Annotated in this window: 12 protein-coding genes and 1 riboswitch; of the genes, 8 read left to right on the top strand and 4 right to left on the bottom strand. The window is 34.9% G+C overall.

The features are described 5' to 3' along the window. Positions 1 to 59: 59 nt before the first annotated feature. The gene (locus H9655_RS08270) at positions 60 to 974 is read right to left on the bottom strand and encodes a hypothetical protein (RefSeq protein ID WP_191812847.1); all 915 of its coding nucleotides are present in this window, start codon (positions 972 to 974) and stop codon (positions 60 to 62) included. A gap of 172 nt (positions 975 to 1,146) precedes the next feature. Further along, on the bottom strand, positions 1,147 to 1,653 hold the full coding sequence (locus tag H9655_RS08265; RefSeq protein ID WP_191812845.1) for a hypothetical protein: 507 nt from the start codon (positions 1,651 to 1,653) through the stop codon (positions 1,147 to 1,149). A gap of 201 nt (positions 1,654 to 1,854) precedes the next feature. On the opposite strand from H9655_RS08265, the gene H9655_RS08260 reads away from it, so the two are divergent. Then, positions 1,855 to 2,307, top strand: coding sequence for an NUMOD1 domain-containing DNA-binding protein (locus H9655_RS08260; protein ID WP_191812843.1), 453 nt, complete (start codon positions 1,855 to 1,857; stop codon positions 2,305 to 2,307). 909 nt (positions 2,308 to 3,216) lie between these two features. Here H9655_RS08260 and H9655_RS08255 read toward each other — a convergent pair. Then, positions 3,217 to 3,471 carry a YueH family protein gene (locus H9655_RS08255; RefSeq protein ID WP_191812841.1) on the bottom strand — a complete coding sequence of 85 codons (255 nt, stop codon included), beginning with the start codon at positions 3,469 to 3,471 and terminating at the stop codon, positions 3,217 to 3,219. Between the two features lie 352 nt (positions 3,472 to 3,823). On the opposite strand from H9655_RS08255, the gene H9655_RS08250 reads away from it, so the two are divergent. Beyond that, on the top strand, positions 3,824 to 4,837 hold the full coding sequence (locus tag H9655_RS08250; RefSeq protein WP_191812839.1) for a DUF3231 family protein: 1,014 nt from the start codon (positions 3,824 to 3,826) through the stop codon (positions 4,835 to 4,837). A gap of 9 nt (positions 4,838 to 4,846) precedes the next feature. Further along, positions 4,847 to 5,314 (top strand): hypothetical protein, encoded by a 468-nt coding sequence (locus H9655_RS08245; protein ID WP_191812837.1) that lies wholly within the window; start codon positions 4,847 to 4,849, stop codon positions 5,312 to 5,314. Between the two features lie 368 nt (positions 5,315 to 5,682). Further along, a riboswitch (cyclic di-GMP riboswitch) is annotated at positions 5,683 to 5,768 on the bottom strand. Positions 5,769 to 5,936: 168 nt separating this feature from the next. On the opposite strand, the gene H9655_RS08240 is transcribed toward H9655_RS08245, so the two are convergent. After that, positions 5,937 to 6,713 carry a class I SAM-dependent methyltransferase gene (locus H9655_RS08240; protein ID WP_191812835.1) on the bottom strand — a complete coding sequence of 259 codons (777 nt, stop codon included), beginning with the start codon at positions 6,711 to 6,713 and terminating at the stop codon, positions 5,937 to 5,939. Positions 6,714 to 7,134: 421 nt separating this feature from the next. On the opposite strand from H9655_RS08240, the gene rpoN reads away from it, so the two are divergent. From rpoN to H9655_RS08215, 5 genes are all read left to right on the top strand, one after another. Further along, on the top strand, positions 7,135 to 8,469 hold the full coding sequence (rpoN, locus tag H9655_RS08235; protein WP_191812833.1) for an RNA polymerase factor sigma-54: 1,335 nt from the start codon (positions 7,135 to 7,137) through the stop codon (positions 8,467 to 8,469). 16 nt (positions 8,470 to 8,485) lie between these two features. Continuing rightward, on the top strand, positions 8,486 to 8,737 hold the full coding sequence (locus H9655_RS08230; RefSeq protein WP_191812831.1) for a glutaredoxin family protein: 252 nt from the start codon (positions 8,486 to 8,488) through the stop codon (positions 8,735 to 8,737). 190 nt (positions 8,738 to 8,927) lie between these two features. Then, complete coding sequence (locus H9655_RS08225; protein ID WP_191812829.1) at positions 8,928 to 9,953, top strand: sugar-binding transcriptional regulator; 1,026 nt, start codon at positions 8,928 to 8,930, stop codon at positions 9,951 to 9,953. Positions 9,954 to 9,972: 19 nt separating this feature from the next. Then, the gene (gap, locus tag H9655_RS08220) at positions 9,973 to 10,980 is read left to right on the top strand and encodes a type I glyceraldehyde-3-phosphate dehydrogenase (protein ID WP_191812827.1); all 1,008 of its coding nucleotides are present in this window, start codon (positions 9,973 to 9,975) and stop codon (positions 10,978 to 10,980) included. 284 nt (positions 10,981 to 11,264) lie between these two features. Beyond that, on the top strand, positions 11,265 to 12,449 hold the full coding sequence (locus H9655_RS08215; RefSeq protein ID WP_191812824.1) for a phosphoglycerate kinase: 1,185 nt from the start codon (positions 11,265 to 11,267) through the stop codon (positions 12,447 to 12,449). Positions 12,450 to 12,457 lie beyond the last annotated feature (8 nt).

The raw sequence follows: 12,457 nt of genomic DNA, 5'->3' as shown, positions 1-12,457 counted from the left end.
TTGTTTGTGGTCCGAGTTTTTTAAACTAAAACATTGGTAGCTTAATCAAGAATTATTTCTCATTCTTGATGAGAAAAGTCAATGGTACCCAATGATTCGTATTTTGTTACTGCTATTGATTTAAGTTCATTCCAACTTTTGAGAGCATCAGAAATATGATTGTATGCATTGATATATTCTTCTGAAGAGTTATTATTTCTCATTCTTACATATCTGTTTACACTAAAGCTTTCTTTAAAGATTACTATAGTAGCTATTTTATGAGTTCCCTCAGGTTGCGAAAGGTTAGAAAATATATTAGTAGCAGAGGTGAGGTGTCCATCGAAATCCCAGAAAAGGGTGTTAAGGCCATGGTCATAAAATGGGCCTTCATTAGTTATGCGGTAATATTCAAGGCAATCAAAAAGTGTAGACCAGCCATCATGTATTGAAGATGATTGCTGAACGTAACCATCATATTTTTTCAATTCAAGGATTACTTTGTTAAGGTTAAATACAGTGTTGTATTCATAGTTGGCTAATTCAAGCATAGATTGCTTTGCAACATCACTATCTAAAGTAGAAAACTTTTTCTTTGAATCTATATAGATTGTGCTCTTTATAGATTCTATAGTCTCGGAAATTGCTTTTCTATCTTTAATTCCAATTGTTAGGATAACCACTCCAAATGCTAATAAGGTAACAACCTCAGATGGGATTATCAGTACATCGATACTGAATAACTTCTTCATACCTTTAGTTGTAAAAGACAAAATGAGGAAAACTATGGCTATAATATCAAATGTTAGTATAAATTTTTTACCTCTGTTTGATTCCAAACTCAAATCAACAAGAGAATACATTAAAGCAGCAACCGATACACAAAACATTACTAGTATACTAGGAGAAAAAGCTCCAATAGCTCTAAAAATAGCTAGAATTATTATAGCTGTACCTGTTAGTATGGTGAAATTCCTGTAATATTGATTATTCATTAATTTCCTCCAAAAATTTCTGGTTATTTCATTTTACCATTTTTTTCTTTTGTTAATTCTTCTATATTTAACTTTTAATAATAAAATTCTCATTTTACTAGGAAGTTCCCAAGGGAACTCCCTTCTTATTTTTTTGGTTATTTTTAAGTCCTGATCTATGTATAATGAGACTTTATATGGTTAAATTTGATTCATTATCATACAATACTTTTGATTTTCTTTTGAGCTCATTTGAAATGCTCAAATACCAAGTTTTTTTCGATTTATTCCATTTCTTCAGCGTCAAGAAATTTTCCCAATCCAACTCATATATGGCTTTTAATGATAAATCTTTATTTAGCATAACGATGATTACATACTCAAATTTTTGCTTCTGTGGTTGTTCAGAATTAACGTCATTTAATCCGTTAAAAACCCCAGTCATTTTAGTTGTAGTTGTTTTAATGGAGTAACGCTCAAATTCCCTACTGATAGCATCCACATTTTTTGTTCCAACACGAACTGCTTCTAAATTTGGTAATTGTGGACTTTCATTATAAAAATTTATCGCTAACCTTTCACCCCAATCCCCTATCAAATTGCTGGAACGTATAAGATTTCTACTTTTCATTTCGACCAATACATCACGATACATTTCGATAATTTTAAAATCATCCATATTCCGAAGTATTTCTTTCATTAAGGCATTCCTTCCTAAATGTTTTTGATAATATCATTACCACACTAAGGAAACAAAACCCTTTAACAATTAAGGAAAATATTGAATAATTTTAATATTTAAACATTAGTTCGTTGAATATTAATATTCAAAAATTAACTGGTTTAGCTAGCCTTACACATGAGATCGTCCTCAATACAATACTGTTGAGGTGATTTAATAATGAAAAAAAGACACAAACATAAGCTTTATAATAGGTGGAAGTCTATGATGGATAGGTGCTATAACCCAAATCATGTTAAATACAAATTCTATGGTGGCAAAGGTATAAGAGTATGTGAACGTTGGCGTGACTTTTGGAATTTCGTTGAAGATATTGATAACATGAGGAATGGTCATTTACTATATCTGAAAGGGTATCAGCTTGATAAAGACAAAAGTGGAAGGTCAGTTTACAGTTTGAATAACTGTTGTGTTATTACAGCAGAAGAAAATCGTAGAATCGCTAATGAAAAACAGAAACAAAGCATATTTGCGATTAATAATAATGAAAAAATAAAATTTGATTCGATTGCGGAAGCAAGTAGAAAATTAAATATAAAAGACGGTACTCTAAGACGATATGTGAAAAACGGAAAGAGACATTCCTCTGGATATCGGTTTCAAAAGGTTTAGAAGGAAAGAATTTCTTTACACTTATTTTGCTCTTTGGTATTATTGAGTAAATTAGGTTCGTGATTGTGCGAAGTATTGCACAGTGGTTTTTCTAAAATTTCAAGCAAAATCAATGATACCAACGTTTCACGAAGGTTTTCCCACTGAAGCCGACAACGGATAGCACGTAAGATTCCGGTTCTTAAAATGGGGGTTCGATTCCCTCCGAGGGCGCTAAAAGTGATGATATAAGAGATTGTAGGCGTTTTTTATTTTTTTGCCCGACTTTTGTCCGGCAATGAATAAAAAACGCCTATTTTATTTGCCTTAATCGGATGTACATGAATCAATGTACTCTTGAATTATTCTTAATATTCTACTATTTAAGAAGTTCTTCTAAAAAACGCCTCTTATTAGCTCTCGATATACATCATTATTCGCAACAAAAAAGAAGAGCCAAGCAGTGACTCTTCAATAGAGAATATAATAGGCGATTTTATAATGACTAAAGGGTAATCAGCAATTTAAGAAAATTTCTCCAAAAGAAAAGTATGTGAGCGTGAGCAGGCCCTGTCGAAAGGGATAATTGGTTGGTGAACAATATAATCATTTATTTTATGTTCAATCATTATAATGCTTGGATGCCATCAATTATGCTTCATAAAAAGGACCTGCTCATAAATCTATAAAAACGCTGAAAAGAAACATGACAACTATAATATTTATGTACATGGCTGCTATGACTATGCCATAATGAATTTTTTTAAAAAAGAACAATGACGTTGGGGCTAACAATCCCCCGAAAATGAGCATTCCGAATATTTCATTTGAATAGAAGAAGATAATCACCTACAGCAAGTTTTTCTAATTAGTTTGTTTACTAAATAAATTTCTATGTATGAAGAATAAAAAAACATTTTAATCCGAAGTTTAACGAAGTAGTTTTAATTCAGTAAGTTTTGACAGTCTATAGGCTAACTCGTATGAATTTCCTTCATAAAGATGAAATGAGAGTGAGTCATCGAGGTATTCTACTTTTTGTTGGAATTCATCTAAACAACCTATTTGTGCTGACCAATGGAGATCAGGAATAGAGACAATATATTTTTCATCTGGAGTTTTAATTATGTATACATTTGAGTGTCTTTCTCCTAATAAATGCATTTTTTCTTGAAGATATTTCATCTGTTCTACACCTCAACTTCTCCCTTTATTAAAAGTATTATATAAATGAAAAGTATGCAAAGGAAGCAATATCTATTAGAAACACTGAAAAGGTGACAAAAGGCTCTAGGGAGAAAGTCTACAATAATTACTGGAATGTTAACTTCTTCAAAATAAATATTAATCAAATTAATTAACAAAAGATGGATTAAAAAAAGAGCCGATAATCCTGCGGTTTTTTGAAATAAAAATTACGTTACGGAAAGATGATAGATCCTGAAAAATTTAATTGCATGTGAATGTAAAAAAAACTGGGAATGTTTCCTTGAGGTTAAGGACACGCTAAAGATAATCTTTCAGTGGGAGGGTTAATATGGCGGAGAAAGATCAAAGGTTAACGGCATCTGAGTTAGCGCAGCTATGGAATGCCTATATGAATAATAAAATGTATAAATGCGTCCTGCAGTATTTTTATGAAAAAGCTGATAAAGGCGATATTAAGGAATTTATTGAGACGGCTATCGAGATGTGTGATGAAATTATTTTTGATATAACGACGATCTACAATAAGAACAACCATCCATTGCCGAAAGCCTTTAGTGAAGAAGAAGATGTCAATGTAACTGCTCCAAAGCTTTACTCAGATGTATTTATCCTTGCGTATATGCATGATATGACCCGTTATGGCATGATTGGTTATGGAACTGCATTAGCTATTGCGATTCATGAAGATGTGGACCAAATTTTCTCAAAGGCATTAAAAAAATGTTCACAATTATATAGAAACGCGATTAAATTGCAGCAAGATAAGGGTGTTTTTCACCCCTCACCGTCTATTCCTATCCCAGAAAAAATTGAAATCGCTGAAAAAAATAGTTACTTAAGTGGCTTTATAGGTGAACAGCGAGCATTATCAGTCATTGAAATTATGAATGTATACAATGATATGCAAAGAAATGCTTTAGGAAAGGCCCTGTTTTTAGGTCTTTGTCAAACAGTTAGTTCAGATGATATCAAGAAATTTTTGCGGAAAGGCCTTGATTTATTCGATGAAAATGTCCAAGAATTTGCTAATGCTTTAATTAAAGATAGCATTTCTGTTTCACCAACTTGGGACTCAGAAGTGCTTAATTCCACGACACCACCTTTTTCAGAAAAGTTAATGCTATACCAAGTAGTGATGTTTATTGCTACGTTGTCCGGCTATTATGGGACAGCATTAGGTACGACTACAAGACGGGATTTAACGGTAATGTATGCAAAGATAATGACCGAAACATTAGACTTAGGCAATCAATCGGCAAGTTTATTAATTAAATACGGTTGGCTTGAACAAGCCCCTCAATCAGTAAATCATAGAAATATTTCCAAAAAGAAAAGGAAATAGGGATGTTCTGTGAAAAAAAATAACCCGATTGAAAAATTGTTTTGGTCGATTGCTTTTCCCGGTTTTGGTCAATATTTAAATGGAAGATTGTTTAAAGGTACTGTATTTTTAGTTTTAGAAATTTTATTTAATGTCATGGGTAATTTTAATGAAATTATTATGTTGAGCTTTCAAGGTAAAGTTCATCAAGCTGCTGAGGCCGCAAACTATGGATGGCTTATGTTTTATCCTTGTTTATACTTCTTCGCTATTTGGGATGCTTATAAGGATGCTGGAGGAGAAGGGAGTAAGTATTCATTCTTACCATTTGTATTTTGTGCGTATTTTGTAACGGTTGGTCTGATGTATTCAACAGAGGTATCAATATTTGGCGTGTTTTTTGGGCCCGTATGGTTACCGATGTTAGCTGTCATTCCTGGTATCATAATTGGTTGGCTGATTCGCTTTGTCATCCTTAAATTTTCAACTTCATCATAAAAGCCAACCCTCGGATTAAGAGATGGTTGGCTTTTAAATTTGGTATGTATACTATTAATCCTCATTTACTGTTGCTTTGCATACGGGACAAGTGATTTTTTCATTCGATCTAAATTGGATTTTCTTCAAATCTTTCCTCGTAAATGTAGCAAAAACATTATAGCGGAAACCGCATATACAAGAGTGTTGGTCTTTGACAATATGGGTTAAATGGGTTTCTTCGCTTTGTACGGTTGGATAGATCATAAGACACGCCTTTCTTTTTTGTGGGAAATTTAGGCAAAATTAGAAAGGTTTTTATATAGGAGACTTTTAGAAAGTCCGTAAAGAGGTAAGAATGATTCAAGCGAAAAATAATCACCTTACACATCTGCAACCCGGCTGCCATGACAATATATGCTTTAGGCCCGTGGCTTTGCGTCTTTTACTTTCGTAAAATTTGCCCAATATGATAGATTTTATCATATATTCATAAAGTGTGGTCGACAAAGGCCCTTTTGTAACTAAAGGGAAAAATAACTGAAAAATCTAATAATTGTTTAGTTTCCACAATCGTTGCATTCGAACTTTTACTAAACAAACGTGGCTTTTTGCGGGCAATCATTTTTATTCATCAAACGAACTATTTCACTGATTTCCAAATTGTCCATCTGTCTTTTTCAACTATGTGATGATCTGCTGTTATTGACTCATCAATATGATCTATTAAATGTTCTAATTCTTCATCGTTTAGCTCATGTAAAATGCTTCTTCCTGTTCTTTCACTTAGGTCTTTAAACAATTCCCCTTTACTTTCATACACTTTTCTTACTTCCCACAACTTCACTTCTTCAATATCTTTAAATCCTGCGGCCTTAAGGTTTTTAATTACAAATTGACTATTATATCTGCGATTCTTCTCTTTTTTAGCTAACCTTGGGAAAAGTTCAAAGAAATATCCTCTAATATGACTCTCACTACCCTTCACCAAACAATCATCAGGAGTACGGTCTTGAACAATATAAAAGCCGTTGTCTTTCAGCATTCTATATGCTTCTTTAAAACAGGATTCTAAATCTTTAATGTGATGGATCAACGCCCTTTCAAGTACTAAGTTGAAACTCTTATCATTTAAACCTGTTTCCAAAGCATCACCATGCTTAAACGAAATACTTTCGTATGCTTTGCAATTTTCTTTTGCACCTTCAAGAATAACTTTTGAAAAATCAATACCAGTAACGGAATCAATCCCCATGTCTGCCATTGCCTTGGAATAGATACCTCCACCACATCCAACATCTAAGGCATTTGATATATTTTCGATGGGCACGAGATTGTGTATTACTTCCATCCATGAGTCGTCAGCTCTTCGTGTTGTATAAGTATCGCGATTTCCTTTGTTATGAAAGTCAATTCCCATTTAATATCCCCTCCTTCTCTTTTGCAACCCTCTCTGTCAATAAATAGTATATCTATCATTCAGCATAAGCAAAAATACTAATTTATTATAAAATATGATAAGCATTACTTATTATTGTCTTTCCCTTATGCAACAATCTCGCCAATTTGCGGAATAACCTAATCAAGTAATTTAAAACAACAAATGTTGCAAAAGAGACACTCCCTTATGTTGAAATAGTTTACTCCACCATAATTTCTTTCCTTTTTTTTCTTCCTGTACCGCTGCAATCTCAAATCGTCTTTCCGCCATCGATTAATCTTCCTTTTTCTTTTTTGATGATATTTACTCTAGAAAATGAATAGTTATGTGGTGAGTACCAATTTATTTCTATACACTAATTCTGATGAATATTGTAGAATGGGGTTAAGGGGGGATTAGAATGAACTTGAAAGCAGGGTTGTGGCAACAGCAAACATTAAAATTGACCATGACGCAAGAGCTTACACAAGCGATTGCGCTGTTACAATATAATACACAAGAATTATCTGCCTTTTTGGAAAGTAAGGCGTTAGAAAATCCCCTTATGCAAATTGAAGAGAGTCCTGCACAAGCAGCCGAACCGAGATTTGATCGAATGAAACCATCGAAACAAAAAGTAGATGACAATAAACAAAACTGGATTGAACAAATCGGTTCGAAAAACCATACAACATTACAAGAATACTTACATTCGCAGTTAGCGATTGCAGAATTAAATCATATGGAATTTAAGCTCATTTCCTATCTTATTGGCTGTTTAGATGAAAACGGTTACTTACAAACTGATCTACAAGCTGTTGCGGAAAAATTCAATGTAAGTGAAGAGGATATGACTGAAGCTTTGATTGAGATACAAAGTTTAGAGCCAGCAGGAGTAGCAGCGAGAGACTTACAGGAGTGCCTATGGTTACAATTAGAGAGACTTCACCCTTATAATGAAATCGCTGAGAAAGTCATTAGTGATTATTTTATTCTTTTTGCTGAAAAGAAATGGAAAGAAATTGCGAAAAAACTGAAAGTAGAACTAAAAGAAATCCAAGCAGTGTTTGATCTTGTGCAAACATTAAACCCAAGACCAGCGGCAGCCTTCCAAAATGAGTTAGCACCTTATATTACACCAGAGGTCGTTATTCAGTGGGAAGATGGGGATTTTTCTGTAAGTATATATGATGATGTACTACCAAAGATTCGTTTTAATGAAGGTTATTTTCGCAAGTTTCAAACAGATGGAGATCAGGATGTAAATCGTTTTTTACAAGAGAAAAAAACGGATTTTCAATGGATTGCTAGAAGTATAGAACAAAGAAAAGAAACATTATTAAAAGTAGCATTAAAAATTGTAGAAAAACAGCCTGAATTCTTCTGGAAAGGCCCAAATTATTTGCAACCGATGACAATGAAAGAGATCGCTGATGAGTTAGAGATACATGAATCAACTGTCAGTCGGGCGGTCCGTGAAAAATATGCGCAAACACCATTTGGAACGATTGAATTGCGATCCTTTTTCTCTAGTACAATCAAGACGACGTCCTTTGAGAATACATCATCTGAGCAGGCGAAAAACGCAATAAGTGAAATGGTCAAAGGTGAAGATAAGAAGAAACCTTTTTCAGATCAAGTGATAGTTCAGCGACTAGAAGAGGAAAAAGGTATTGTAATATCAAGAAGAACAGTAGCAAAATATCGTGATCAATTAAAAATTCCTTCTTCCTCAAAAAGAAAAAGGTACGAATAGAGAGTGGGTGGGTTGATTGCATAGTGTTAAACTGTATACAAGAAAAAATTGCCCCTTATGTGAGCAAGCTGAGCTTGTCATTGATATGGTCCTAGAAGATTGTTTATTTCAATATGAAGCCATTGATATTGAAACGAGTGATGATCTAACAGAACGCTTTGGATTAATGATTCCAGTTATTGTAGTAGATGGTGAGATTCTTCAATATGGGCAAGTGGATTATGTCACTCTTTCTGAGAAGTTAAGTGGAAAAACGTTAAATGATTGAAAAATAAAAATAACCCTGCTAATATAATGTTGTAGGGTTATTTTATAAAATTTATGATTAAAGTTTTGTAAAAAGGGTATAAGAATAAAGAAGAAAAAAATGAAGTTTACACTTCATTATATATTTTTATTCTAGCGGGACACAAAACGTCTCGCATGGACATATAATGTCCATGTAAAGGAGTAAACAATTGAATAAGTGGATGAATGTTACCCAAAAAGTAATTCCAGATTTAATGGAAATAATGAAAAGAAGATATGAAATTTTGCAACAAACCTCTTTGATGGAGCCTGTAGGAAGAAGGAGTTTAGCGGCAAAAGTAGGGATGACCGAAAGAGTATTACGAGCTGAACTAGATTTTTTAAGAGAACAAGGGTTAATGATTGTAGATGCACAAGGAACGAGACTATCGGAAGCTGGAAAGCAACTCCTTGTAGATCTGCACGAGGTGATTAAAGAATGGTCGGGATTAAATGATAAAGAAATAAATATGACAAAAATGCTTCAAATAGAAAAGGTGTTACTTACTTATGGGGATACTGATAAGGATGAAACAGTGAAGTCTGAGTTAGGAAAAGAAGTAGCACGTCTTATTCAGGTGTTAGCTAATGGAGGGATGACCATTGCAGTAACGGGTGGATCCACGATTTCAACTGTAGCTGATGCGCTTAAGAAACAGCAACATATGTCGGATGTCTTATTTGTTCCAGCCCGTGGAGGTGTCGGGACAGATATGAAATTCCAAGCCAATACATTAGCGGCGCGTATGGCAGAAGAATCGGGTGCCACATATCAAACATTGTATGTCCCAGATGTTGTCGGTGAAGATATGTATCAATCCATCATCAAGGAACCAGAAATAAAGCAAGTGCTGACAGTTATTAAAAAGGCGGATATCGTCATTCACGGTATTGGCAACGCACTTGAGATGGCAGAAAGACGTGGCACCCATACGGAGAACATAAAGGAATTAACTGAATCAGGTGCGATTGCTGAAGCATTCGGGTATTACTTTAATGAAGAGGGCAAAGTGGTTCATCGATTGCAAACAGTAGGACTACAACTAGAAGATTTGCAACAGGCAGATTATGTGATTGCTGTTGCAGGTGGATCGACAAAGGCTAAAGCGATTGCTGCGTACATGAAGCAAGCACCGAAGCAAACAATACTTGTCACAGATGAGGTTGTGGCAGAGGAATTACTAAAAAACAATTAATTAATGGAGGTTTTATGATATGACAATTAAAGTGGGAATAAACGGTTTTGGAAGAATTGGTAGAAACGTATTCCGTGCGAGCTTTGAAAAGGAAAATGTAGAAATCGTGGCGATAAATGACTTAACAGATGCGAATATGCTTGCTCATTTATTAAAGTATGACTCTATTCATGGCGCATTTCCGCACGAGGTAAAAGTAGATGGCGATCACTTAATCGTAGGTGGCAAAAAGGTTAAAGTGTTAGCAGAAAGAAATCCAGTTGATATTGGCTGGGGTGATTTAGGTGTTGAGTTAGTTGTTGAATCTACAGGTCGCTTTACAAAACGAGCAGATGCAGCGAAACACTTAGAAGCAGGTGCGAAAAAAGTGGTTATATCTGCTCCAGCAACTGACGAAGATTTAACAGTTGTAATGGGTGTAAACCACGAGTCATATGATCCCGACAAACATCATATCGTATCAAATGCTTCTTGTACGACGAATTGCTTAGCACCGTTGGCGAAAGTGTTACATGATTCATTTACGATTAAACGTGGAATGATGACAACAGTTCATTCCTATACAAATGACCAGCAAATACTTGATTTACCTCATAAGGATTATCGTCGAGCAAGAGCAGCTGCAGAAAATATTATTCCAACAACCACTGGAGCAGCAAAAGCCGTTTCCCTTGTTTTACCAGAATTAAAAGGGAAACTAAATGGTGGAGCCATTCGTGTTCCAACACCGAATGTATCTCTAGTCGATTTAGTTGCTGAACTTGATAAAGATGTTACAATCGATGAAGTGAATGAAGCATTGAAATCTGCCGCAAATGGAGAGTTAAAAGATATTCTTAGCTTTAGTGAGGAACCATTAGTTTCAGGTGATTACAATGGCAATCCTGCCTCATCAACCGTTGATGGTTTATCTACAATGGTCATGGAAGGCAATATGGTCAAAGTCATTTCATGGTACGACAATGAAAGTGGTTATTCTCACAGAGTGATTGATTTAATGGAATATATGGCTGAAAAAGGATTATAAATATAAGTTAAGTAAACATTAAAAATAAAATTTTTGCTTACAAACTCACATCTTTATGGATATTACATGAATGAACGTCTATAATGATAAATGGTGAAGGGAGAAAGGGACCATACCTCTCCCTTTTATTTTGACTTTTTCTAAACGTTTTCGCGCTTTTCTTGCGCGAGTAAGAAAGAAAACGGTGATTTTTATACATATAAATGAATGAACATTCGCCTTTCTTGTAGTACAAGCAGCTAACTAGAAAATAGTCATTATTATGTTTAGGAGGGCCTTTTACTATGAACAAAAAGAGCGTAAAAGATGTTGAACTAAAAGGAAAACGCGTATTTTGTCGTGTAGACTTTAATGTGCCGATGAAAGAGGGACAAATCACGGATGAAACACGTATTCGCGCAGCGATTCCGACTATTAACTATCTAATTGACCAAGGAGCGAAAGTGATTTTAGCTTCTCATTTAGGACGTCCAAAAGGACAAGTAGTAGAAGAGTTAAGGTTAACTCCTGTTGCAGAAAGATTATCTGCCTTGCTTGGAAAAAATGTTGCCTATGCAGATGAGGCGTACGGAGAAAAAGTTGAACAGGCAGTAGACGGTTTAGAAGAGGGCGATGTTCTATTATTAGAGAATGTTCGCTTCTACCCAGGTGAAGAAAAGAATGATCCTGAACTTGCAAAAGCTTTTGCCCAATTAGCAGATGTTTATGTAAATGATGCGTTTGGTGCGGCCCATCGTGCACATGCATCGACAGAAGGAATTGCCCATCATATCCCAGCGGTTTCTGGTTTACTAATGGAAAAGGAATTAGAAGTGTTAGGCAAAGCATTGTCAAACCCTGATAGACCATTTACAGCTATCATTGGTGGTGCAAAAGTTAAAGACAAAATCGATGTCATTGATAATCTATTAGATAAAGTAGATAATTTAATTATCGGCGGCGGTTTAGCCTTTACGTTTGTAAAAGCACAAGGTCATGATATCGGCAATTCTCTATTAGAAGAAGATAAACTAGAATTAGCGAAAACATTTATGCAAAAAGCAGAAGAAAAAGGCGTGAACTTTCTGATGCCAATTGATGCTGTCGTTGCCGATCGTTTTGCTGAAGACGCAGATAGTAAAACAGTTGCGATTAACGAGATTCCAGCAGAGTGGATGGCATTAGATATTGGTCCTGAAACGGCTAATTTATATAGTGAAGTCATTGCAGATAGTAAGCTAGTCATTTGGAATGGACCGATGGGTGTATTTGAAATGGATCAGTTTGCTGGTGGAACCAAAGCAGTAGCAGAAGCATTAGCGGAAGCAAATGACACGTACTCTGTTATCGGTGGTGGTGATTCAGCTGCAGCTGTTGAGAAATTCCATTTTGCTGATCGCATGAGCCATATTTCAACAGGTGGCGGTGCATCATTAGAATTCATGGAAGGAAAAGCGCTTCCAGGTGTTGTTGCTTTAAATGATAAATAAGTAATAAA

This window comes from Cytobacillus stercorigallinarum (genome assembly GCF_014836495.1).
GTDB classification, from domain to species: domain Bacteria; phylum Bacillota; class Bacilli; order Bacillales; family Cytobacillaceae; genus Cytobacillus; species Cytobacillus stercorigallinarum.
This window is presented reverse-complemented; position numbering and strand designations above follow the sequence as displayed.